Source organism: Rhodococcus sp. SB1D, from assembly GCF_048573875.1.
Taxonomy (GTDB): domain Bacteria; phylum Actinomycetota; class Actinomycetes; order Mycobacteriales; family Mycobacteriaceae; genus Rhodococcus_F; species Rhodococcus_F qingshengii.
In genome coordinates this window covers 229512-253260 of sequence record NZ_JBMAIQ010000005.1, presented here as the reverse complement: position 1 = coordinate 253260, position 23749 = coordinate 229512, and the positions used below count along the sequence as shown (strand labels likewise).

24 protein-coding genes are annotated in these 23749 nt (G+C 63.2%); 22 read left to right on the top strand and 2 right to left on the bottom strand.

The annotated features are described in order from the left end of the window. Nucleotides 1-24: 24 nt before the first annotated feature. Nucleotides 25-1365, bottom strand: a complete 1341-nt coding sequence (locus ACN50D_RS14440) for an SLC13 family permease (protein ID WP_211921381.1) — start codon at nt 1363-1365, stop codon at nt 25-27. A gap of 99 nt (nt 1366-1464) precedes the next feature. Here ACN50D_RS14440 and ACN50D_RS14435 point away from each other — a divergent pair, with 99 nt between their 5' ends. From ACN50D_RS14435 to ACN50D_RS14370, 14 genes are all read left to right on the top strand, one after another. Then, nucleotides 1465-2112: a FadR/GntR family transcriptional regulator gene (locus tag ACN50D_RS14435; RefSeq protein WP_007727006.1), complete on the top strand. Its 648-nt coding sequence runs from the start codon at nt 1465-1467 to the stop codon at nt 2110-2112. 267 nt (nt 2113-2379) lie between these two features. Continuing rightward, nucleotides 2380-4944, top strand: coding sequence for an ATP-dependent zinc metalloprotease FtsH (ftsH, locus tag ACN50D_RS14430; RefSeq protein WP_162113921.1), 2565 nt, complete (start codon nt 2380-2382; stop codon nt 4942-4944). A gap of 59 nt (nt 4945-5003) precedes the next feature. After that, the gene (gene folE, locus ACN50D_RS14425) at nt 5004-5621 is read left to right on the top strand and encodes a GTP cyclohydrolase I FolE (protein ID WP_019746783.1); all 618 of its coding nucleotides are present in this window, start codon (nt 5004-5006) and stop codon (nt 5619-5621) included. A gap of 5 nt (nt 5622-5626) precedes the next feature. Continuing rightward, complete coding sequence (gene folP, locus ACN50D_RS14420) at nt 5627-6487, top strand: dihydropteroate synthase (RefSeq protein WP_020968349.1); 861 nt, start codon at nt 5627-5629, stop codon at nt 6485-6487. 1 nt (nt 6488) lies between these two features. Beyond that, on the top strand, nt 6489-6854 hold the full coding sequence (gene folB, locus ACN50D_RS14415) for a dihydroneopterin aldolase (RefSeq protein ID WP_003945780.1): 366 nt from the start codon (nt 6489-6491) through the stop codon (nt 6852-6854). Next, complete coding sequence (gene folK, locus ACN50D_RS14410; protein WP_042923562.1) at nt 6851-7354, top strand: 2-amino-4-hydroxy-6-hydroxymethyldihydropteridine diphosphokinase; 504 nt, start codon at nt 6851-6853, stop codon at nt 7352-7354. The genes folB and folK overlap by 4 nt, the downstream gene beginning before the upstream one ends. Before the next feature lie 17 nt (nt 7355-7371). Continuing rightward, the gene (locus ACN50D_RS14405; protein WP_153213529.1) at nt 7372-7839 is read left to right on the top strand and encodes a DUF3180 domain-containing protein; all 468 of its coding nucleotides are present in this window, start codon (nt 7372-7374) and stop codon (nt 7837-7839) included. Nucleotides 7840-7907: 68 nt separating this feature from the next. Continuing rightward, complete coding sequence (locus ACN50D_RS14400) at nt 7908-9029, top strand: DUF6779 domain-containing protein (protein WP_211921383.1); 1122 nt, start codon at nt 7908-7910, stop codon at nt 9027-9029. A gap of 110 nt (nt 9030-9139) precedes the next feature. Continuing rightward, nucleotides 9140-10081, top strand: a complete 942-nt coding sequence (locus ACN50D_RS14395; protein WP_003945822.1) for a Rossmann-like and DUF2520 domain-containing protein — start codon at nt 9140-9142, stop codon at nt 10079-10081. Next, a complete protein-coding gene (gene panC / locus ACN50D_RS14390; RefSeq protein ID WP_003945953.1) occupies nt 10074-11006 on the top strand; it encodes a pantoate--beta-alanine ligase in 933 nt (310 codons plus the stop codon). The genes ACN50D_RS14395 and panC overlap by 8 nt, the downstream gene beginning before the upstream one ends. Nucleotides 11007-11033: 27 nt before the next feature. Beyond that, complete coding sequence (panD, locus tag ACN50D_RS14385) at nt 11034-11480, top strand: aspartate 1-decarboxylase (RefSeq protein WP_003945761.1); 447 nt, start codon at nt 11034-11036, stop codon at nt 11478-11480. Between the two features lie 3 nt (nt 11481-11483). Next, complete coding sequence (locus ACN50D_RS14380; RefSeq protein ID WP_007726991.1) at nt 11484-12299, top strand: type III pantothenate kinase; 816 nt, start codon at nt 11484-11486, stop codon at nt 12297-12299. 261 nt (nt 12300-12560) lie between these two features. After that, nucleotides 12561-13079: a cysteine dioxygenase gene (locus tag ACN50D_RS14375; RefSeq protein WP_007726989.1), complete on the top strand. Its 519-nt coding sequence runs from the start codon at nt 12561-12563 to the stop codon at nt 13077-13079. After that, a complete protein-coding gene (locus ACN50D_RS14370) occupies nt 13076-13498 on the top strand; it encodes a rhodanese-like domain-containing protein (protein WP_003945445.1) in 423 nt (140 codons plus the stop codon). The genes ACN50D_RS14375 and ACN50D_RS14370 overlap by 4 nt, the downstream gene beginning before the upstream one ends. A gap of 21 nt (nt 13499-13519) precedes the next feature. Here the strand turns inward: ACN50D_RS14370 and ACN50D_RS14365 are convergent, their stop codons facing one another. Further along, nucleotides 13520-14479: an AraC family transcriptional regulator gene (locus ACN50D_RS14365; protein WP_211921385.1), complete on the bottom strand. Its 960-nt coding sequence runs from the start codon at nt 14477-14479 to the stop codon at nt 13520-13522. Between the two features lie 80 nt (nt 14480-14559). Between ACN50D_RS14365 and ACN50D_RS14360 the strand changes: the two genes are divergently transcribed. The 8 genes from ACN50D_RS14360 (at nt 14560) to ACN50D_RS14325 (ending at nt 23722) form a co-directional block, all read left to right on the top strand. Then, nucleotides 14560-15393, top strand: coding sequence for an NAD(P)H-binding protein (locus ACN50D_RS14360; RefSeq protein WP_073512057.1), 834 nt, complete (start codon nt 14560-14562; stop codon nt 15391-15393). Between the two features lie 79 nt (nt 15394-15472). Beyond that, nucleotides 15473-15877, top strand: coding sequence for an anthrone oxygenase family protein (locus ACN50D_RS14355; RefSeq protein ID WP_249342960.1), 405 nt, complete (start codon nt 15473-15475; stop codon nt 15875-15877). Between the two features lie 11 nt (nt 15878-15888). After that, entirely contained in the window at nt 15889-17400 is a 1512-nt protein-coding gene (gene lysS, locus ACN50D_RS14350; protein ID WP_003945834.1) for a lysine--tRNA ligase, read from the top strand. Nucleotides 17401-18042: 642 nt separating this feature from the next. Next, the gene (locus ACN50D_RS14345) at nt 18043-18381 is read left to right on the top strand and encodes a histone-like nucleoid-structuring protein Lsr2 (RefSeq protein WP_003945673.1); all 339 of its coding nucleotides are present in this window, start codon (nt 18043-18045) and stop codon (nt 18379-18381) included. Between the two features lie 150 nt (nt 18382-18531). Beyond that, nucleotides 18532-19428, top strand: a complete 897-nt coding sequence (locus ACN50D_RS14340; protein ID WP_047269726.1) for an esterase/lipase family protein — start codon at nt 18532-18534, stop codon at nt 19426-19428. A 38-nt stretch (nt 19429-19466) separates the two neighbouring features. Further along, on the top strand, nt 19467-20324 hold the full coding sequence (locus tag ACN50D_RS14335; protein WP_211921386.1) for an esterase/lipase family protein: 858 nt from the start codon (nt 19467-19469) through the stop codon (nt 20322-20324). A gap of 297 nt (nt 20325-20621) precedes the next feature. Beyond that, on the top strand, nt 20622-23165 hold the full coding sequence (locus ACN50D_RS14330; protein ID WP_003945604.1) for an ATP-dependent Clp protease ATP-binding subunit: 2544 nt from the start codon (nt 20622-20624) through the stop codon (nt 23163-23165). A gap of 77 nt (nt 23166-23242) precedes the next feature. Beyond that, complete coding sequence (locus tag ACN50D_RS14325; protein ID WP_054825400.1) at nt 23243-23722, top strand: nucleoside deaminase; 480 nt, start codon at nt 23243-23245, stop codon at nt 23720-23722. Nucleotides 23723-23749: the final 27 nt, after the last annotated feature.

Here is a 23749-nt window from a genome sequence, read left to right as displayed (position 1 = left end):
AGTTCCCTTTCTTTGAGCGAAGATTCAGACGGACCAGGGAACAACGAACAGCAGCCAGGCGAGAATCGGCGTCACCACCATGATGGTCATGCCCCACCGCATCGTCAGCCCGAACACCACGTCGCGTTCTTCCGGAGCGGCGTTCGCGACCACCAGCGCGCCGTTGGTCGAGAACGGACTGCAATCGACCAGAGACGAGGAGATTGCCAGCGCGATGACCAGACCGGTTGCATTGACCTGACCGGTCATGAGGAATGGAATTGCCAAAGGGATGAGTGCGCCGAGGATTCCCGTGGTGGATGCAAACGCCGACACGATCGCGCCGATCAGACAGATCAAGAACGCCGCGAGAAGTGGAATCCCCACGTGTGCAACCGAATCCCCGAGCCACTGGACGGTGTTCTGGTTCTGCAGAAGAGCGACGTACGTGACGATTCCGCCGATGAGGAGCACGGTGCCCCAGCTGATCTTGTCGACGGCGCCGCGGGCGGAGGCCGGGAAGATCAGGGTGAGAAGTACCGCGACGGTCAGTGCGGTGAATCCGACGTCGAGGTCGAACACCAAGGCGCCGAGTGCAAGCGACGCCAGTCCGAGCAAGGTGAGTCGGCGCTCGAGATTGAGCGCTCCCTCGTGCGGAGCGGCCCCACCCGAGGACTTGCCGCCACCCTTCGAGCTGTCGCCGGAACCCGAACCGGTGATGGTGTCGCCACCGCCAGACGCATTGCCGACTGCGCTGACGAGCACGCGTTCGGAGGCGCCGCGCGCAATCAACGCGCGTCCGCCGAACGAGACGTACGCGATGGCAGCAACAACGGCCGCGGCCGCGAAGGTCGAGACGAACAGCAAGGCCGGGCTCGACGGGAGGCCGTTCTGACGCATGACGTCGTTGGTGATCACACCGAAGATTCCGATAGGGGAGAAGCTGCCCGCCGTTGCGCCCTGGACGACCATGAAGCCCATCAGCATGGGGTGGATCCGGTAGCGGGTGGCGAAGCCCATTGCCACAGGCGCGATGATGGCGACGGCAGCGGGACTGACCGCGCCCATGGCGGTGACGGCCGCGCACACCGCGAACATCGCCCACGGCACGAGGGCCACTCGTCCTCTGACCGCGCGGACTGCCGCGTGAATGATCCAGTCGACCGTGCCGTTGTTTCTGGCCAGCGCGAACAGGTAGGTGACGCCGACCAGGATGACGAAGAGGCTGGCCGGGAAGCCGTCGAGGATCTCGCTGGTATCGACGGTGAAGACCAGTGTCCCGACGACGAAGGCAGCCACCAGGGCGAGCGCACCCATGTTCACCGACCTCACGGTGGATATGACGAACACCAGGACAAGTACTGACAGGGCTATGACATTTGCCATCGAACTCTCAATCCGTTCGCGACCAGCTTGTGGTCTGCATCACTTGGAATTGGCCTAGCCTCTCTGCCACTGCTCCATTTGTCAAGTACACTCCGAGGCATGAATTCGACGTCATCGCCCGGCTCGCGCTCGGGCCTGCCCGGACGATTGAAGCGTCCGCGCCTGTACGAGCAGTTGGCCGAGCACATTTCGAATTTCATCGAGGCTCAAGGCCTTTCGCCCGGCGATCGGCTTCCTCCCGAACGCAGCCTGGCTGCCGAACTCGGCGTGAGTCGCGCGTCGCTGGCTCAAGCGCTCGTTGCCCTCGAAATCCGAGGCCGAGTCGAAATCCAGCACGGTAACGGTGCGGTGATTCGCGAAGCTCCGACGCCCGACGCGGGTAGGTCTGCAGACTCGGGAGTGCGGTTGCAAGACCGAACCGTCGATGAACTGACTGCTGCCAGGGAGGCGATCATGGCCGGCCTGGCTCGGGCGGCGGCGTCGAATCCCAACGCTGCGCTTCGGGTCGCGATGTTGACCGACGACGGGACCGCGAGAAACTTCGCCGAGACATGGCGCTGCGTCAGGCACCTGGCCGGTGGCGGCCTATTGGCTGATCTCGACGACACCATCGCCAAGCAGGCAGACGTGCCCGAGTCCTCGGCGCGACTGTCTGCGCGACTCGATCAGCTCGCCCACCGGATCATCGACGGTGACCAATCGGGCGCCGCTGACGCTGTTGCGGGAATCCTCTCCGAAACGGCCTGACGAATAACGACGGACGAGCGTCGGAAAAGCGCACGATAACCACTATGAGCATGTTCGCTCACAGGAAACTGTGCTGCGACGTAGCCCGGGAACCTGATCGGCAATGCGCACGTTGAACACAGTGACGACCGTTCCAACCAAGCGGCACGGCCGCTGGCGGGCATCGATGGGGCCGATCGCGGTAACCTGCAGGTGTCCGGTTGGCAGCCGGAAGGCGACCTGGCAGACCCGCACTCTCGAAAGGACCGGCCACATCGGCCGACCTGTATGAACCGTAAGACTGTGTTCCGTAACGTGCTACTCGTAGCCGTCGTGCTGTTGGTGATCTATGCCTTCAGCTACTTCAGCAACGACACCCGCGACTTCAAGACCGTCGACACCTCGGTCGCGATCTCCCAACTCGACGCCAAGAATGTTGAGTCGGCGCAGATCGACGACCGTGAGCAGCAGGTTCGTCTGTGGCTCAAGAACGGCAACGACGCCACCGACGGTAAGACGCAGATCCTGGCGAAGTACCCCGCGAGTGCGTCGGAGCAGATCTTCGACAAGGTCGAAGGCGCCGGAGCGGACAAGTTCAACACGACGGTCACTCAGGAGAGCTGGCTGACGTCGATCCTTCTGTTCGTGCTGCCGATGATCATTCTGTTCGGCATCTTCTTCTTCGTCATGAACCGGATGCAGGGCGGCGGTGGTCGCGGCGGAGTCATGGGATTCGGTAAGTCGAAGGCCAAGCAGCTCACCAAGGACATGCCGAAAACCACGTTCGCAGACGTCGCCGGTGCGGACGAGGCTGTCGAAGAGCTGTACGAGATCAAGGACTTCCTGCAGAACCCGGCTCGCTACCAGGCGCTCGGCGCCAAGATTCCGCGCGGTGTGCTGCTGTACGGCCCTCCCGGAACCGGTAAGACGCTGCTCGCACGCGCTGTCGCAGGCGAAGCCGGCGTCCCGTTCTTCACCATCTCCGGTTCTGACTTCGTCGAGATGTTCGTCGGTGTCGGTGCTTCGCGTGTTCGCGACATGTTCGAGCAGGCCAAGCAGAACAGCCCCTGCATCATCTTCGTCGACGAGATCGACGCCGTCGGTCGTCAGCGCGGCGCAGGCCTGGGCGGCGGACACGACGAGCGCGAGCAGACGCTCAACCAGTTGCTCGTCGAGATGGACGGCTTCGGTGATCGCACCGGCATCATCTTGATCGCCGCAACCAACCGCCCCGACATCCTCGACCCCGCACTGCTGCGTCCGGGACGCTTCGATCGCCAGATTCCGGTCGGCGCCCCCGACCTCGCCGGTCGCCGCGCGATCCTGCGCGTGCACTCGCAGGGCAAGCCGATCGATCCCAACGCCGACCTCGAAGGTCTCGCCAAGCGGACCGTCGGAATGTCGGGTGCTGATCTCGCCAACGTCATCAACGAGGCTGCGCTGCTCACCGCACGCGAAAACGGAACCGTCATCACCGAAGCCTCGCTCGAGGAATCGGTGGATCGTGTTGTCGGTGGACCGCGGCGTAAGAGTCGCATCATCAGCGAGCACGAGAAGAAGATCACGGCGTACCACGAGGGCGGTCACACGCTGGCTGCTTGGGCAATGCCTGACATCGAGCCGGTCTACAAGGTCACGATCCTCGCTCGCGGTCGCACGGGTGGCCACGCGATGACCGTGCCCGAGGACGACAAGGGTTTGATGACGCGTTCGGAGATGATCGCTCGTCTCGTCATGGCAATGGGTGGACGCGCCGCCGAGGAGTTGGTGTTCCACGAGCCCACCACCGGAGCGTCGTCCGATATCGACATGGCGACCAAGATCGCCCGCGCGATGGTCACCGAATACGGCATGAGTGCCAAGCTCGGGGCGGTTCGCTACGGACAGGAGGGCGGGGATCCGTTCCTCGGCCGTTCGATGGGCGTTCAGTCCGACTACTCACACGAGATCGCCCGTGAAATCGACGAAGAGGTGCGCAACCTCATCGAGGCAGCGCACACCGAAGCGTGGGCAATCCTCAACGAGTACCGCGATGCGCTCGACCTCATCGCTACCGAACTGCTCGAGCGTGAGACGTTGACTCGCAAGGACCTCGAGAAGATCCTTGCCGGCGTCGAAAAGCGTCCGCGCATCACGGCTTTCAACGATTTCGGTGGGCGCACGCCTTCGGATCGTCCGCCGGTGAAGACTCCTCGCGAACTCGCGATCGAGCGCGGCGAAACCTGGCCGGAGCCCGCTGCCGCACCTGTTCTCGTCAAGGCAGGTGCACCCAACAGCGGTGCCCCCAACGGTGGTCTCCCCAACAACGGTGGTCTCCCCAACAACGGCAACCAGGGACCCTCGAACGGCTACGCACAGCCTTCGTACCCGCAGCCGAGTGCTCCGCAGCAGACTCCGCAACCGGGAACACCCGACTACGGAGCGCCCGCCGGATGGTCGGCACCGGGTTGGCCTCCGCGTGAGAACCCGTCGCCGACGTACCCCGGACAGCAGTCGGGTGGGTACACCGGTGGACAGAATCCGACCCCGCCGAACCAGTCGCAGGGCCAGTACGGTCAGCCCCAACACGGTCAGCCCCAGCCCGATCAGGGGCAGTACGGCCAGCCGCACCCGGGGCAGCAGGCGTACCCGGAGCAGCCGCATCCCGGCCGCCGTTACCCCGCGCAGCCCGATTACCCGGTGCAGTACCCGGACACTGGACCCTTCGCCGATCCGAACCGGGGAAACCCGTCGGGTGAAAACCAGTGGCAGAGCCCCGCACCGGAACAGCCGCAAACTCCTCCGCCGCATCATTCGGCTGAGGACGAGGGACCGAGCACCGTTCGCTGGGACGGACCGGACGGATCTCGCTGACCTTGCGCCACTAGGCTCTGCGGCGGGGGACCTGTGAACAATTCTCGAGGAGAGTTCGGTTGTCGGTGAATGATGTGGCCAGTGAACTGGTGTCGCTCGGAACGGGCCGCCCGTTCGATCAGGCGCGGGCAGAGGCTGCCGTACGGGAATTGTTGATCGCGGTCGGTGAAGATCCGGAGCGCCCAGGCCTGCTCGATACGCCGGCCCGGGTTGCGCGCTCGTACAAGGAGATCTTCGCGGGTCTGTACTCCGAACCTGACGACGCGTTGAACACAACTTTCGACGAGGGTCACCAGGAGTTGGTGCTCGTGCGAGACATTCCGATGTTCTCGACGTGCGAGCACCACCTGGTGTCCTTCCACGGTGTTGCTCACGTTGGCTACATCCCGGGAAAGTCGGGCAAGGTCACCGGTTTGTCGAAGCTCGCGCGCGTCGTCGACCTGTACGCCAAGCGTCCGCAGGTTCAAGAACGCCTGACCAGTCAGATCGCGGATGCTTTGATGCGCAAGCTCGACCCGCGTGGAGCCATCGTCGTCATCGAAGCCGAGCATCTGTGCATGGCGATGCGCGGTATCCGCAAGCCCGGAGCCAGCACGACCACGTCTGCGGTTCGTGGGCTCCTGCAATCCAGCGCGGCCTCGCGGTCCGAAGCGCTGGACCTCATCCTGCGTAAGTGAGCAAGATGTCCGCGGCTCCCGTTGCAGGCAGCGATCCGGCCCGGATGGTCGTGATGGGGATTCTGAACGTCACCGCCGATTCGTTTTCCGACGGTGGTCAATTTCTCGATCGTGACGCGGCGATCGCTCGCGGACTCGAACTGCAACGCATCGGCGTCGACATCGTCGACGTCGGCGGCGAGTCGACGCGTCCCGGAGCCACCCGCGTCGATCCGAAACTCGAGGCGGACCGAATTGCCCCGGTGATCGAAGAACTCGTGGCAGCCGGAATTCGCGTCAGCGTCGACACGATGCGTGCTTCCGTCGCCGCCGCCGCGATCGAAGCGGGCGCAGGCATCGTCAACGACGTATCGGGCGGTCGCGCAGACCCCGACATGGCCTCCGTTGTGGCCGACGCCGGAGTGCCCTGGATCCTCATGCATTGGCGCTCGGCCGGTGACTACGTCCATCGTGGCAGCGCCGATCACTACGACGACGTGGTCCGCGACGTCCGTGACGAACTGCTGTCGCAGGTCGATCTGGCGTTGAAAGCAGGGGTCGATTCGTCGTCGATCATCCTCGACCCCGGCCTCGGGTTCGCGAAGAACGCCGACCACAACTGGGCCCTGTTGCGAGCACTACCCGAGTTCAACGCGACCGGATTCCCGGTACTGGTCGGCGCTTCCCGCAAGCGGTTCCTGGGGTCTCTGCTCAGCGATCCCGACGGCAATCCGCGTCCACCTGGTGGCCGCGAGACTGCGACGGCCGTGGTCTCCGCCCTTGCAGCGCGCGAAGGCGCCTGGGGAGTTCGGGTGCACGACGCACAAGCTTCGCTCGACGCCATTGCCGTGGTCGACGCCTGGAACCGTGGACGAGAAAGGGCCTGACATGGGGGACCGAATCGAATTGCGCGGACTGAAGGTTCGCGGCAATCACGGAGTGTTCGACCACGAGAAGCGTGACGGTCAGGACTTCTTCATCGACATCACCGTGTGGATGGACTTGGCTCCCGCCGCGGCGTCGGACGACCTGACGCAGACCCTGCACTACGGCGAGTTGGCGGAAGCCGCCGCAGCGATAGTCGCCGGCCCGTCGCGCGATCTCATCGAGACCGTCGCCGCGGAGATCGCCGACGACGTCATGAAAGATTCGCGAGTCGAGAGCGTCGAGGTTGTTGTCCACAAACCGTCGGCACCGATTCCGCTGGTTTTTGCGGACGTCGCCGTCGTCGCACATCGGACCCGATCGGCATGACGCGCGCTGTACTGTCGATCGGTTCCAACATCGGCGACAGCGTGGCTCACCTGCAGTCCGTTGTCGACGGGTTGGGCAGCGCCGTCGTTGCTGTCTCACCGGTCTACTCGACCGCGCCGTGGGGTGGCGTCGAGCAGCAGGATTTCTACAACGCGGTGGTGGTGGTCGACGATCCCGAAGCCGATGCCGCTGAATGGCTTCGCCGCTCGCAAGCTCTCGAGGAAGCCGCAGACCGGGTGCGCGAACAGCGGTGGGGGCCACGGAGCCTGGACGTGGACGTAGTCGACTGCGAAGGCGTCGTCAGTTCCGATCCCGTGCTCACACTTCCGCATCCGCGCGCGCATCTTCGGGCATTCGTTCTCGTTCCTTGGCTGGACGTCGAGCCTGACGCGACGCTGATCGTCGACGGCCAGAAGTTGCCGGTGGCACAAATTCTCGACGGCCTCGATAGCACTGAGCGCGAAGGTGTCCGCACTACCGATGTGGTGCTTGCGCGGTGACCGAAAACGACAAGGGTTTGAAGCCGACCCGGATCAGTGAACTCGCGGTACTCGCCGCAGTGGCGGCCGTGGCCACCTGGATTCTGATTCGCGTGTTCTACGGTTCGATGCCGCCCATCCCTGTTTATGCGGGAGCGTCGCTGTACTTCGTGGCCGTTGCCGAGGCCGTCTTCGCTTTTGTCATTCGTTCACGCGTCAAAAACCGGCAGGTCGGCGACGGGCTCAGACAGCTTCATCCGATCACCGCCGCCCGAGCGCTGGCATTGGCCAAAGCATCCGCTTTGGTCGGTTCAGCTACCGTCGGTGTCTGGGTCGGAGTGCTGGTGTATCTCATCCCACAGCGCTCGGTTCTGCAGGCTGCAGCCTCCGACACGCCGGGCGCGTGGGTGGGGTTGGGCGCCGCAATTGCGCTGGTAGCGGCAGCTCTGTGGCTCGAACATTGTTGCAAGACGCCGGAAGATACACCTGACGAGCCTGCGCACTGACAGCCTGGTCGGCAAATCACCCACCGAGGTACGTGGCGACCCCGGTCTCGGCAAGTACCCTGGCAACCATGACAAATTCTGGTCGATCGAAGTCTGCGCGCCGAAGCAAGCGCAGCGCGAGCCAGATGATCATTGCTGCTCTTCTGGCACTTGCTGTCATTGCTTCGCTGTTTCTGATTTTCAGTAACAGCGTTCAGCTTCTTCGGGTGGGTCTGGTCGTCGCTCTGTGGGCAGCCACCCTCGGCGCTATCGCCATGACCAAGTATCGGCGTGAGTCGGCACTGGACAAAGCCAAGGTCGCCGATCTGCAGACCGTGTACGAACTGCAGCTCGAACGTGAAATTTCTGCTCGACGCGAGTACGAACTGAGCGTCGAAGGTCGCGTGCGACGTGAGGTGACCGCGGACGCGGAGGAGCTGGCCGGGTTGCGCGCCGAATTGGTGGCGCTGCGCCGAAACCTCGAAGCACTGTTCGAAGGTGGGCTGCTGCCCGAACAGACCGCGCTCAAGACCGATTCGACGCGAGTACCGGAACTTGGCGGTAGTTCGTACGGCGCGTACCAGCCGGCACCGTCGGGGTTGTACGTCCCCGGCGCCGGCCAGAGCGGACCCAGCCAACCGGCACCGAACGTCGGCGGCTTGGCTTCGCCCAACGACGATCCGGTGACTGCTGAGACAACCGTCGTGTTCGCGGAGACGTCGTGGCGTGACAGCAGCTTCGTGGCGCCGCGCGTCATCCCGACCCAGAAGTCTCGAGAGACGCAGAAGCCACAAGAGACACAGAAGCCCCAGAGCGGGAACCAAGCACCGAGTTCTCCGGTGAGTTCCTCGCCGACACGAACGGTGAAAGACGTTCCGGTGAAGAAGGATTCGGAGCCGGTCGAGCCGGTCGAGCCTGAAGTCAAGGCTCCCGCCCAGGCCCCGAACATCGAAGATGCCGTGATCGAAGACGCTGTCGTCGAAGAGGTGCCCGAGGTTGTTCCCGCGGTTGTTCCCGAAGCTGTCGCGGAAGCTGAACCCGAATCCGCTGCGGAGCCTGACGCGGAGCCGCGACGTCGTCGCCGTGCTGCCCCGGAAGATGCCGCCAGTGGTGCTCATTCCAACGGATTGACCGTCGCCGAAATCATGGCAAACCTGAGTTCGAACAACCCGTCCGAAGGCTCCGGTCGACGCCGTCGCCGAGAGGACTGAGTCGCAGATCACTCGCCCGGCCATGGCATGACGGTTCGGGCGAAGGATATCCTCGGACGCAGAACGTCTGGTACCCGCCGAGCGGGACTGGAACGAACGAGAGGAATCCGGTGACTTCCTTCGGGATCACTAATGGACCTGCACCTGCGCGATTGACGGTAGGAATTGTCTCAGCAGGCCGGGTCGGAACAGCTGTCGGTGCCGCATTGGAGCGAGCCGGTCATGTTGTCAGCGCTTGCTCCGCCGTCTCCAGCGCCTCGGTTGCCCGCGCTGTGAAGCGGCTTCCCGATACCGAAATTCTTCCGGCTGCCGACGTCGCAGCTCGTTCCGAGTTGCTGATTCTCGCCGTTCCTGACGATCAGCTTGCGGATCTTGTTCGAGGTCTAGCGGCCACCCATGCCGTCAAGCCGGGCACGCTCGTCGCCCATACGTCCGGTGCCAACGGGATCGCGATCCTGACTCCACTCACCGAACTGGGCGCACTACCCCTGGCTATCCATCCGGCGATGACGTTCACCGGTCACGACGAGGACACCGCACGGCTGTCGTCGGCATGCTTCGGAATCACCGCTGCCGACGACATCGGTTACGCGATCGCGCAGTCACTGGTCCTCGAGATCGGCGGCGAGCCCGTCCGAGTGCGCGAGGAGAACCGCGCGCTCTACCACGCCGCACTGGCTCACGGCAGTAATCACCTGGTCACGCTCGTGGTCGACGCCGTCGAGGCCCTGCGAGCGTCGTTGCAAGGTGACGAGCTGCTCGGTCAGCAGTTGGTCGACGGCGATCCGGGTGGAGTGGCCGAGCGAGTCCTGCAGCCGCTGCTGTCGGCGGCCTTGGACAACGCGCTACGACGCGGTCCCTCGGCGTTGACCGGCCCGGTGGCACGCGGCGACGCTGCTGCTGTCGACACACATTTGCGCGTACTGACAGACCTGGATCCGGAGCTCGCTGCCGGCTATCGGGCGATGTCCTTGCGATCGGCCCAGCGGGTGGGCGCCCCCACCGAATTGTTCGACATCTTGACTGAAACGGGAGGTGACCGTCGTGAGTGATCTGCAGGGCGGATACAAGCGCGGCGAACTGACGGTGCACCACGATCCGGACAAGCTTCGGCGCGTCTCGCGGGCACTGCGAGGTGTCGGGCGTCAGGTGGCGCTCGTTCCGACGATGGGTGCGCTGCATGCCGGCCACATCGAACTGGTTCGTCAGGCCAAGGTCACCGGCGCCGTCGTGATCGTTTCCATCTTCGTGAACCCGCTCCAGTTCGGTGCCGGCGAAGATCTGGACGCGTACCCGCGCACTCTCGATGCGGATCTCGACCTGTTGCGCGCCGAGGGCGTCGAATTGGTGTTCGCGCCGAGCGCCAAGACGATGTACCCGCGTGGTCAGCGCACCACCATCGTGCCGGGCCCGTTGGGTAGCGAACTCGAAGGCGGAGCGCGCCCCACTCACTTCGCGGGAATGCTGACGGTAGTGGCGAAGCTGCTGCAGATCGCGGCACCCAATCACGCGTACTTCGGTGAGAAGGACTACCAGCAGCTGACGCTCATCCGTCAGATGGTGTGGGATCTCAATTTCGATGTACAGATCATCGGAGTTCCGACGGTTCGCGAGTTCGACGGCCTCGCGTTGTCCTCTCGCAATCGCTACCTCGACGAGAACCAGCGCGCGGCAGCGGTCGCGCTGTCCGCCGCTCTGATCGCCGGTGCACACGCGGCGGCTGGGGGAGCGGAAGCAATCCTGGAAACCGCACGCGCTGTTCTGGCAGCTGTTCCGGAAATCGAGGTCGACTACCTCGAGGTTCGGGGCGTCGATCTGGGCCCCGCGCCCGAGCGAGGTGACGGTCGACTGTTGGTGGCCGCCAAGCTCGGAACCACCCGTTTGATCGACAACGTCGGTGTCGCGGTGGGAACCGGCTTCCTCGAGCGTGACACCGACCCATCCGCCGACGCCATCGACGACCTGCTGTCTCACTGAGCACTTTTCACGAGTAAGGACCTGGATATGTTTCGCACGATGATGAAGTCGAAGATCCACCGCGCCACCGTGACTCACGCCGACCTGCATTACGTCGGCTCCGTCACCGTCGACCAGGATCTGATGGACGCCGCAGACCTCCTCGAAGGCGAACAGGTGTGCATCGTCGACATCGACAACGGTGCGCGTCTCGAGACGTACGTCATTGCCGGCGAGCGCGGAACTGGTGTCATCGGAATCAACGGTGCGGCAGCGCATCTGGTCAAGCCAGGCGACCTGGTCATCCTCATCGCCTACGGCGTGATGAACGAGCAGGAAGTCAAGGAGTACTCCCCGCGCGTAGTCTTCGTCGATGCCGACAACAAGCAGATCGAACTCGGTTCCGACCCGGCTCACGCGCCGGAGGGTTCGGGTCTGATCACCCCACGCATGCTGTCGACGCTCGAGGCCTCGCGCGAATCCAGCCTGGTGTAATCCATGCTGCTCACGGTCGACGTCCGGAACACCAACATCGTTCTCGGTCTGTTCTCCGGGACTGGTGAGTATTCGAAGCTGTTGCAGGACTGGCGAATGCGAACCGATCCTCGGATGACTGCCGACGAGTTGGCGTTGACCTTCCGTGGGCTGTTGGGTTCTCATGTCGATCAGATCACCGGCGTTGCGGCGCTGTCGACAGTGCCGTCCGTCTTGCGTGAAATCCGTGTGATGCTCGAGCGGTACTGGGGTCACGTTCCCCATGTGGTGGTCGAACCGGGTATTCGCACCGGTGTGCCACTGCTGGTGGACAACCCCAAAGAGGTGGGAGCCGACCGGATCGTCAACAGCCTTGCCGCTCACCATCTTTACGAGGGGCCGTGCATTGTCGTGGACTTCGGTACGTCGACCTGTGTCGACGTCGTTTCCGCCAAGGGTGAGTTTCTGGGCGGCTGCATCGCGCCCGGACTCGAGATCTCGACCGATGCCTTGGCGTCGCAGTCCGCTGCGCTGCGCAAGGTCGAATTGGTGCGCCCGCGTTCGGTGGTCGGCAAGAATACCGTCGAATGCATGCAGTCCGGTGCGGTATTCGGCTTTGCAGGCCTCGTCGACGGATTGGTCAACCGCGTCCGCGACGAACTACCGGAGTTCGGTGGTGACGACGTCTCCGTGATCGCGACCGGGGACAGCGCACCGCTGATCATTCCCGAGTCCGACACCATCGATCACCTCGAACGGGACCTCACCCTCGAGGGGCTGAGGTTGGTCTTCGAGCGCAATCAGGCGCGTCGTGGATCCGGTCGACGACCCGTCGCCTGATCGATGGTTTCGTTCCAGCGGTTTCGCGATTGCAAAAGTTATGCCACAATGGTGCTCGTGAATCGCTGCATGGGTGCTCAGGAGTGTTGTCGAGGCTGACCGCTGCCTTGACCAATTCACATTCCTTGGAGCTAGCTCGTGCTATCCACATATTCTGCAGATCTCTCTGTTTTGACCCCGACTCTCGCTGCTGATCGTGCTGTTTCCGCAGGTCGTAGCGCTAATCGTGGGGCGTCCGGACGCCGTCCGAGTGGTGCGTCGTTGCCTACCCGCCTTCGCCCGGCCGATCTGCTGCGTCTGACCGACGAGGGAGCAAACGGCGTGCTCGACGGCCGTTTCGATCACCTCATCCCCGACACCTTCCCGACGCTCGACCGTTGGTCCACCCGCTTGCACGCGGACGACGACGTCGATGTGTGGCTCATCAGTTGGGTACCCGAACGCAACACCGAATTGCACGACCACGCAGGCTCGTTCGGCGCCTTGACTGTCCTCAGTGGTTCGCTCACCGAATTCCGTTGGGCCGGTGACGCCCTGGTGGAACGCCAGCTCGACGCCGGCGACCAGGCTTCGTTCCCGCTCGGCTGGGTTCACGATGTCGTGCGTTCGACGGATGCTCCCGGTGCTCCGATCGAAATCAGCTCTGATGCACCGACTCTGAGCGTTCACGCGTACTCGCCGCCGCTGACGGCAATGTCCTTCTACGAAGTGACGGATCACCGGACACTTCGCCGCACCCGTACCGAGCTGACCGACCTGCCCGAGGGGGGCACCAAATGACCATCGACCAAATGCTCGACGACGCTCGCGCACAGATCGATCGTATGTACGTCTTCCAGCTCACCGAAGCCTTCCACCGCGGCGCGATCTTCGTCGACATTCGCCCGCAGGCGCAGCGCGCCATCGAGGGAACTCTTCCCGGCGCACTCGCGATCGAGCGGAACGTGCTCGAATGGCGCCTCGACCCCACCAGCAGCGCACACCTCGCGTTGGCCACCGACCACGACGTCGAGTGGGTGATCGTCTGCTCCGAGGGTTACACCTCGAGCCTGGCCGCAGCGTCGTTGCAGCAGTTGGGTCTGCACAAGGCCACCGATCTCGTGGGTGGATACCAGGCGATCAAGGCCGCCGGCCTGCTCGGTGCGCTCAGCGGAGTGCGTCATTGCTCCCGCGAGTTGGCGGCGGTTTCGGCTCATTGAGGTATTTGCTGTGCGCCTTTATTAACCGCGGGCGGTTAATAAAGGCGCACAGCGGGTCTGGCGGTACATCTTCGGGCTCATTCCGTGATGACGGGTGAACGCGGTTGTGAGGGCGAAGGGGCTCGAGTAGCCCACTTCTCGCGCGATCGACGACACCGTTCGTGCCGGGTCTGCGAGTAGATCCGCCGCCACCGACAAGCGCCACTCGGTCAGATAGCCGACGGGTCCGATCCCCATGAGGCTGGTGAACCGGCGCGCGAAGGCTGCTCGTGAACTGCCGGACTCCTGGGCCAGGCTCGCGACCGTCCAGGGGTGTTCCGGCCGATTGTGTATGAGCCGCAAGGCATGCCCGATGACGGGATCCTCGTAGGCCTTGATCCATCGCGGTGATCGATTCGGGTTCTCGGCGAACCACGTACGGACCGCCGATATCAGGACAAGGTCCAGGAGCCTGTCCAGCAACACTTCCTGCCCTGGCCCGTCGGCGGCGATCTGTTGTTCCAGAAGGTTTGTCATCGGCGCGGTTTCGATGCTGCGTCGTACTACCGCGACGGGTGTCAGGCTGTCGAGAATCTGTCCGCTGACGTAAGAGTCCAAACGGTATGTGCCCGTGAGCATGACGGTCTGACCACTGGTCGAGTTGCCCCAGGTGCGAACGCCGAGAACCGACATGTCCTCGAGCGGTGTGCCGTCGACCGCAGCGCAATTCTGTGCTTCGTCGATCAGTACGTGGACTGGTGTGTCCGGGTGATCGGCGACCGTATACGGATCGGGGCCGCGCAACAGTGCAACGTCGCCGGCCTCGAGATCTTCTGTCTGTCCGGTGTCGGAGACGACGACCGCGCTGCCTCGAACCAGAACCAGCACGGTGATCGGTGCGTGGTCCTCGATACGTAATGACCACGGTGGATCGAGCAGCGAGCGCAGTAGAAAAGCGCCCTCCGCCCGCGATCCCGCCAGCATCATCGACAATGCATCCATGCTTCGACGGTAGACGCTGGCGTATGTTTTTGCGACCTTCGGCTATGGATCGTATTGACGCTCCGCGGTCGAATGAGTGCATGACGACAACAAGCGACATTCAATCGGCAGTAGTGATCGGTGGTACCGGCAAGACCGGTGCGCGCGTTGCGCAGAGGCTGACGGCGGTGGGAATCCGTACCCGAATCGCGTCGAGAACATCCGGGGCGCGTTTCGACTGGAACGATCAGACGACGTGGCAGCCAGCAGTGTCCGGCGTCGACGTGGCATATGTGACGTATGCGCCAGATCTGGCTGTTCCGGAATCGAGCGCCCACATCGAGGAGTTCGCGGAGCTTGCGTACCGCGAAGGGGTTCGTCGCATGGTGCTCCTGTCCGGGCGCGGTGAACCGGCGGCGCAGAAAGCCGAGCAGGTTCTCGCCGACAGCGGTCTGGAATGGGCTGTGGTGCGGGCCAGTTGGTTTGCCCAGAACTTCAGTGAGGGGTACCTACTCGATCCGATTCGGGAAGGCCACCTGGCACTTCCGGTCGGTGAGGTGGGGGAGCCGTTCATCGACGTCGACGATCTCGCCGACGTGGCGGTGGCCGCATTGACTCGAACCGACCTCCTTGGCCGAGTTCTCGAGGTGACAGGTCCGGAGTTGCTCACTTTCGCGGCGGCGGTGGATGCGATTTCGACGGCGTCGGGTCGTCTCGTGACATTCGAAAGAATTGGACTCAAACAGTTTTCCGACGGCATGGCGGAGGTCGGCGTCCCGAGTGACGTCGTGGAGTTACTCAGGTACCTGTTTGCCGAGGTTCTCGACGGACGAAATCAAAGTGTGACCGGTGTCGTCGAAGAGGTCCTGGAACGACCCGCTCGAGATTTCACCACTTTTGCCGCCGAGGCTGCCCGAACGGGGGTCTGGTCGTGAAGAAATCCGAGATTTTCTTGGAGCTGCGCTCGGCGCGCTCGTCGCCGGTGGTGCGTTGTTTGCCTTCTCGTCCTTCGTGATGCCCGCTCTGCGGTCGGTCGATGCACATACCGCGATCACGTCGATGCAGGCGATCAACGTCGAAGCGCCGCGTAGTGCGTTGATGCTGCCGCTGGTCGGATCGGCGCTCACCGCGATCGCCGCTGGAATCTGGGCAGCGATCTCCAGACCGGACGGCTGGGTCCTTGCTGTCGTCGGTTGCGTCGGGGTGCTCGCGTCCTTCGCGGTGACCGCGATCTACCACGTCCCTCGCAACGACGCGTTTGCCTCGGTCAGCACTACCGACGCGGCCGCATGGGCGTCGTACGAGGCGGGTTGGACTATGTGGAATCACGTTCGGGTCGGGCTGTACCTGCTGTCGGGAATCGTGCTCGCGGTGGCCGCGGTGCTACCAGCAACAAACGCGGTGGACACGGCCCAGTAGTCTTGTACCCCGTGAGTGATGTAGAAGCCCAGCCAGTCGACGACACCCCCGAGCAGCTCCGTATCCGGCGCGAGAAGCGTGAACGGATCCTCGCGCAGGGGCAGGAGGCGTACCCGGTTTCGGTCGATCGCACCCACACGCTCGCGCAGATCCGCGCGGAGTACCCGGAACTCGAGCCGGACACGGCGACTGGTGTGCTGGTCGGCGTCGTCGGCCGCGTCATCTTCATGCGCAACACCGGCAAGTTGTGCTTCGCGACTCTGCAGGAAGGCGACGGTACCCAGCTGCAGGCCATGATCAGCCTCGCCGGCGTCGGCGAAGAGGCACTGGCTGCCTGGAAGTCCGACGTCGACCTCGGCGACTTCGTCTTCATCCACGGTGAGGTCATCAGCTCCCGTCGCGGCGAGCTCAGCGTGATGGCCGACGCGTGGCAGATCGCGTCCAAGTCGCTGCGCCCCCTGCCGGTTGCTCACAAGGAAATGAGCGAAGAGTCCCGGGTGCGTCAGCGCTACGCGGATCTGATCGTTCGCCCCGAGGCTCGGGACAACGCCCGCAAGCGCGTCGCAGTTGTCCGTGCGCTGCGCAATGCACTCGAGAGCCGCGGCTTCCTCGAGGTCGAGACGCCGATGCTGCAGACGCTGCACGGCGGCGCGGCAGCTCGCCCGTTCGTCACGCACTCGAACGCCCTCGACATCGACCTGTACCTGCGTATCGCGCCGGAACTGTTCCTCAAGCGTTGCGTCGTCGGCGGTATCGAGAAGGTCTTCGAGATCAACCGCAACTTCCGCAACGAGGGCGTCGACTCCACTCACTCGCCCGAGTTCGCGATGCTCGAGACGTACGAGGCCTACGGCACGTACGACGATTCCGCGAAGATGATTCGTGAACTCGTCCAGGAAGTTGCGCAGGAAGCATTCGGCACGCAGGTCCTCACCCTCGCCGACGGTTCCGAGTACGACGTCAGTGGCGAGTGGCAGGTTCTCGAGATGTACCCGTCGCTGTCGGCTGCCATCGGCACCGAGGTCACGCCGGATACAACGGTCGACGAGCTTCTCGCTCTGGCGGAGAAGGTCGGCCTCGAGGTTCCCAAGGACAAGGGCTACGGCCACGGCAAGCTCGTCGAGGAGCTGTGGGAACACCAGTGCGGCGATCAGCTGTACGTGCCGACGTTCGTCCGTGACTTCCCGGTCGAGACGTCGCCCCTGACCCGTGATCACCGCAGCAAGAAGGGTGTCACCGAGAAGTGGGACCTGTACATCCGCGGATTCGAGTTGGCGACAGGCTACTCCGAACTTGTCGACCCGGTCATCCAGCGTGAGCGCTTTGTCGACCAGGCGCGCCTCGCGTCGGCAGGCGACGACGAAGCGATGGTGCTGGACGAGGAGTTCCTCGCCGCGATGGAACAGGGCATGCCGCCGACCACCGGCACCGGCATGGGAATCGATCGACTGCTGATGGCTTTGACTGGTCTCGGTATTCGCGAGACGATCCTCTTCCCGATCGTTCGTCCGTCCGCTCGCTAGCTTTACTTCGATCAAGGTTCGGCCGCACATGTTGCGGCCGAACCTTTTTCAGTTGGGGCGCTCCCAAGGTATTCGATAGTTCCCAACGACATTCGCCTGCGGCAAAGGATTCATCCATGCGCGGTCGCCCGAGTTTCGGACTCTCGAATTGTTGCGATGATTTGGTCGATCGTGCCCTGGTTGAGTGCGTCAGGTAGTCCCTGATCCGACTGGACAAGGAAGACCATGACCTCGGCTGTGGAGTATCCGGGTGTGGTGACGACATCGAATTGTGCTGAGGGCGGATAGCATTCGTTGTCCGCCGGGATATTTGTGACGGTTGCGGCGTGCCGGATCGCCGGGCGTCCGGAGATGGTGAAATTCGTGGGTCCGCCGTAAGCGATACTGGCGAGAGTGCCGTTCTTGGAGGCGAAGATTGCGCTCGGTAGAGGTCTTTTCTCGAGCCGTCGTCTGTCATGATTCCCCCGTCTGGATGCATCCCCCGATGCGTCGCGAGGAGTGTATCGGCACTGTCCTTGTCGCAAGACAAGTCGACCGGCATACCCGGCGGCGAGAAGTCCCAATCATCCTGACGAGCCAAGACAGGACGTTTGTCCAGGTGCTATTGTCGCTGCTTATCGAAGGATCTGGGGAGGAATGGTCGTGGTGAAAAAGGTTGTTGTCACGATGGTTGACGATCTGGACAAAAAATCGCCCGCGGACGAAACTGTGGAGTTTTCCGTCGACGGAGTTGCTTACGAAATCGATCTCACCGCCGCCCACGCCGCGGAACTGCGCGATGCACTGAAAAAGTGGATTCCTCATGCGAGAAAGTCGAATTCCGCCAAATCAGTCAACGGAGCGGTGACCAAATCCCGTCCCGTTGCGGACCGCGATCAGAGTGCCGCCATCCGCGAATGGGCCAAGGGTGCCGGCTTCGAGATTTCGGCCCGCGGTCGTATTTCCACCGAGGTGCGCCGAGCCTACGAAAAGGCCGTCTGAAATGGATCGCGAATGGATTCGGGCGCATTTTGCCGAAACGGATTGATAACGCGTTCTAGTTTGTTAGCGTCTGCACGGTTCGCATCTCTCGTAGAGGAGTCGGTCGTGCACAGAAACAGGTTGTTCGGGGGCGTGGTTCTTGCCGCTCTGATGCTCGTCGGGTTCACCTCCGTGGCTTCGGCTCAGGCCCCGTTGCCCGTGCCCAATGCCTTCCTTGCCGGTGTTCCTCAGGAGTTGGGAAATCCTGGCGGTTCAGCTCCGGGATCCAATGACTTTTCGTGTAAACCGACTGCCGAACATCCCAATCCGGTTGTGCTCGTTCACGGAACGGGTGGAAACAGGCAGACCAACTGGGCCACCTATGCGCCGTTGCTCGCCAACGAGGGCTACTGCGTCTTCGCGCTGACATACGGCAACTTCCCCGAGCAGCCGTGGCCGTTGTCGGCCATCGGTGGAATGCAGGAAATTCCTTCCAGCGCAGCGCAATTGTCGAATTTTGTCGATCAAGTACTTGATGCCACGGGTGCTACATCGGTAGATCTGATCGGACATTCCCAGGGCACCATCATCAACGGGTACTACGCGAAGTTCCTCGGTGGTGCCGACAAAGTGGACAACATCGTCTCGGTGGCGTCGCTGTGGAAGGGAACGCTCGGAAACGAGCAGGCAAGTGTCGGCCGCAGCCTTCGCGAACTCGGGGTATCCGAGGCAGCGCAGGCCGGATTCCCGATCTGCAAGGCATGTCTGAACATGGGGGCAGGCTCGGAGTTCATCGAAAATCTCCGTGCGGGAGGCGTTTACGCGCCGGGTGTTCACTATACGAACATCACGACCCGCTACGACGAACTGGTGCTGCCGTATACAAATGGGCTGGAGCCTGGGCCGAACGCCACCAACATCGTCGTCCAGGACGGTTGTGAGCAAGACATCTCCGATCACCTCGCCATCGCGGCATCGCTGCGCGCCGCGACTTTTGCTCTCAATGCACTCGACCCCGCGCATCAGCGGCCGGTACCGTGCAACTCGGTATTGCCCGTCGTGGGTTGATCACTATGCGGAGGCCTTCGGTGGGGATTCGAACATGCGTGGGCGCTCTCGCTGTGGCGGGAGCCGTGGCCGTGTCCGCGCCGTCTCTTGCGTCGGCGAACGAACCTCTTCCCGTTCCGTCCGGTTTCCTCAGTGGAATCGCCCTCGAAGCGACCAGCCCGGGCGGATCGGCCCCTGGCACCAACGACTTCTCGTGCACGCCTTCCGCTGCTCATCCTGATCCAGTCGTCCTGGTGCACGGGACGGCGGCCAACCGTCAGACCAATTGGGGCGTACTCGCACCCGTACTGGCCAACGAGGGATACTGCGTTTTTGCGCTCACCTTCGGGAATCGAACGGACCAGCCGTGGCCGATTTCCGCAGCCGGCGGTCTCGCACCACTCGGAGACAGCGCAGGGCAGCTGTCGGACTTCGTCGACGACGTTCTCTCTGCGACGGGTGCCTCGAAGGTCGACCTGATCGGACACTCTCAGGGGACGACGGTCAGTGCGTACTACGCCAAGTTCCTCGGCGGCGACACGCACGTTTCCAAGATCGTCTCCATCGCTCCGTTGTGGGACGGCTCGGAGGTCGGCCCGCCGGAAGGCGTCGGGGGACCGGATTTCGACAACGCCAGCTTCGTCACCGAACTGCGCGACGCGGGCGTCTACTCCGATGACGTCGAGTACACCAACATCGTGACTCGGTTCGATCAAGTGGTCGTTCCGTACAGCAGCGGAATACTGGCCGCGTCGAACGCGTCGAACATAGTTGTTCAGGACGGTTGCGAGCAGGACCTGTCGGATCACATCGCGCTGGTGGCGTCGCGGCGAACGGCGACTCTGACGCTCAACGCGCTGGATCCGTCGGATCCGCGTGAGGTGCCGTGCGCTCGGGTACTCCCGATATTCGGCTGATCAGGCGTCGAAAATCGCTGTTCGCTTCAGGCGTACAGGAACCGGGAAACGATTCCCTCAGCTGCGACGTTGTGAACGGTAAGCAGTCCGGCTTCCGCCGCCAATCGGGTGGAGGAGCAGCAGGTGGACTTCGCGCCCTCTAGAGTAATAAGTGGGGTCGTGCAACCTTTGTCGATTCGTGGACGTCAGTCCGCTGACCGGCGAGGCGATCAGTCTGTAGTGCCGGAGCGAAACGCGGCGACCAGGGACGAGACATCCGGTCTCGAACCTGCCCGCCGGAGAGTGTGAGGGAGAGCGATGTTCGAGAGGTTCACCGATCGCGCGCGGCGCGTTGTTGTCCTGGCTCAAGAAGAAGCCAGGATGCTCAACCACAACTACATCGGCACGGAGCACATCCTTCTCGGCCTCATTCACGAGGGCGAAGGTGTCGCAGCCAAGTCGTTGGAGTCGTTGGGTATCTCCCTCGAGGGAGTCCGCAGCCAGGTCGAGGAGATCATCGGCCAGGGCCAGCAGGCTCCGTCCGGTCACATCCCCTTCACACCGCGCGCCAAGAAAGTCCTCGAGCTGAGTCTGCGCGAAGCGCTGCAGCTCGGACACAACTACATCGGTACGGAGCACATCCTGCTCGGTCTCATCCGTGAGGGTGAGGGCGTAGCAGCCCAGGTTCTGGTCAAGCTCGGTGCCGATCTCAACCGCGTCCGCCAGCAGGTCATCCAGCTGCTGTCGGGCTACCAGGGCAAAGAGCCCACCGAAACCGGTGGCACCCGCGGAGAGGCCGGCACGCCGTCCACCTCGCTCGTGCTCGACCAGTTCGGTCGCAACCTGACGCAAGCTGCCCTCGAAGGCAAGCTGGACCCGGTCATCGGCCGCTCGAAGGAAATCGAGCGTGTCATGCAGGTTCTCTCGCGTCGTACCAAGAACAACCCGGTTCTCATCGGTGAACCCGGTGTCGGTAAGACCGCTGTGGTCGAGGGCCTGGCTCAGGCAATCGTCAACGGTGAGGTCCCCGAGACCCTCAAGGACAAGCAGCTGTACACGCTCGACCTCGGGTCGCTCGTGGCCGGCAGCCGTTACCGCGGTGACTTCGAAGAGCGCCTGAAGAAGGTTCTCAAGGAGATCAACACCCGCGGCGACATCATCCTGTTCATCGACGAGCTGCACACCCTCGTGGGTGCGGGCGCGGCCGAGGGCGCTATTGACGCGGCCTCCATCCTCAAGCCCAAGCTTGCTCGCGGTGAGCTGCAGACCATCGGTGCCACCACGCTCGACGAGTACCGCAAGTACATCGAGAAGGATGCTGCCCTCGAGCGTCGTTTCCAGCCTGTTCAGGTGGGCGAGCCGACCGTCGAGCACACCATCGAGATCCTCAAGGGTCTTCGTGACCGCTACGAGGCTCACCACCGTGTCTCCATCACGGACGGTGCTCTCGTGGCAGCGGCGACGCTGGCCGACCGCTACATCAACGACCGCTTCTTGCCGGACAAGGCGATCGACCTCATCGACGAGGCGGGCGCGCGAATGCGCATCCGTCGGATGACTGCACCGCCGGACCTGCGCGAATTCGACGATCGCATCGCCGACGCGCGTCGCGAGAAGGAGTCCGCGATCGACGCGCAGGACTTCGAGAAGGCTGCGAACCTGCGTGACAAAGAGAAGACCCTCGTTGCTCAGCGCGCTGAGCGTGAGAAGCAGTGGCGTGCGGGCGACCTGGACGTCATTGCCGAGGTCGACGACGAGCAGATCGCCGAGGTTCTGGGCAACTGGACCGGTATCCCCGTCTTCAAGCTCACCGAGGAGGAGACCACTCGTCTGCTCCGCATGGAAGAGGAACTGCACAAGCGGATCATCGGCCAGGAAGAGGCGGTCAAGTCCGTCTCGAAGGCGATCCGTCGTACGCGTGCAGGTCTGAAGGATCCCAAGCGTCCCTCGGGCTCGTTCATCTTCGCCGGCCCGTCCGGTGTCGGTAAGACGGAGCTCGCGAAGTCGCTCGCCAACTTCCTGTTCGGCGACGACGACGCTCTGATCCAGATCGACATGGGCGAGTTCCACGACCGCTTCACCGCTTCGCGTCTGTTCGGTGCCCCTCCCGGGTACGTCGGGTACGAAGAGGGTGGCCAGCTCACCGAGAAGGTGCGCCGCAAGCCGTTCAGCGTCGTGCTGTTCGACGAGATCGAGAAGGCACACCAGGAGATCTACAACACCCTCCTGCAGGTGCTCGAGGACGGCCGTCTCACCGACGGTCAGGGACGTACCGTCGACTTCAAGAACACGGTGCTGATCTTCACGTCCAACCTCGGTACGTCGGACATCTCCAAGGCAGTCGGCCTGGGCTTCAGCTCGGGAACGGGCACGGAGTCGAACTACGAGCGCATGAAGCTCAAGGTTCACGACGAGCTGAAGAAGCACTTCCGTCCCGAGTTCTTGAACCGTATCGACGACATCGTCGTCTTCCATCAGCTCACGAACGAGCAGATCGTTCAGATGGTCGACCTGATGCTCGCTCGCGTCGAGGCGGCACTCAAGAACAAGGACATGGCCATGGAGGTCACCGACAAGGCCAAGTCGCTTCTGGCCAAGCGCGGATTCGATCCGGTACTGGGTGCACGACCGCTGCGTCGCACCATCCAGCGCGAGATCGAGGACCAGATGTCCGAGAAGATCCTCTTCGGAGAGATCGGACCCGGCCACATCGTGCTCGTCGACGTCGAGAACTGGGACGGCGAAGGCTCGGGTGAGGACGCGAAGTTCACGTTCACGCCCACCAAGAAGCCGATCGACGTGCCGGACGCACCGCCGATCGAGCTGACCAAGGCCGGCGAAAGCGAAAGCGCAGCAGAGTAGTACAGCAGAGTAGGTAACGAACGGGCGGCACCTCACCGGTGCCGCCCGTTTCGTGTATCACGGGAGAGGGCGTACACATGAACGACATCGAACTGGGTCACCTGCGCCGTTGCGTCGAATTGGCAACGGAAGCATTGGATGCCGGCGACGAACCTTTCGGATCCGTCCTGGCAGCGGCCGACGGAACATTTCTGGCGGAGGACCGAAACCGGATCGCGGGCGGCGACAACACTCGCCACCCCGAGTTCGAGCTGGCTCGGTGGGCGGCTCAGTACCTGACGCCGGAAGAGCGTTCGACGGCAACGGTATTCACCTCGGGAGAGCACTGCGCGATGTGTTCGGCCGCGCACGCGTGGGTGGGCCTCGGACGTATCGTCTACATCTGCTCTTCGGCTCAACTCGGCGACTGGCTCGCGGAGTGGGGTGTGTCCCCGGCGCCGGTGAAGTCTCTGTCGGTCAACGAGGTTGCGCCGAACGTCCCGGTCGAAGGCCCGGTGCCGGAGTTGGTTCCGCTGGTGCGAGAACTGCATCGGAAGTTGCATTCGCCGAGTGCTTGACGGGCACACACAAACGGGCGGCACCTC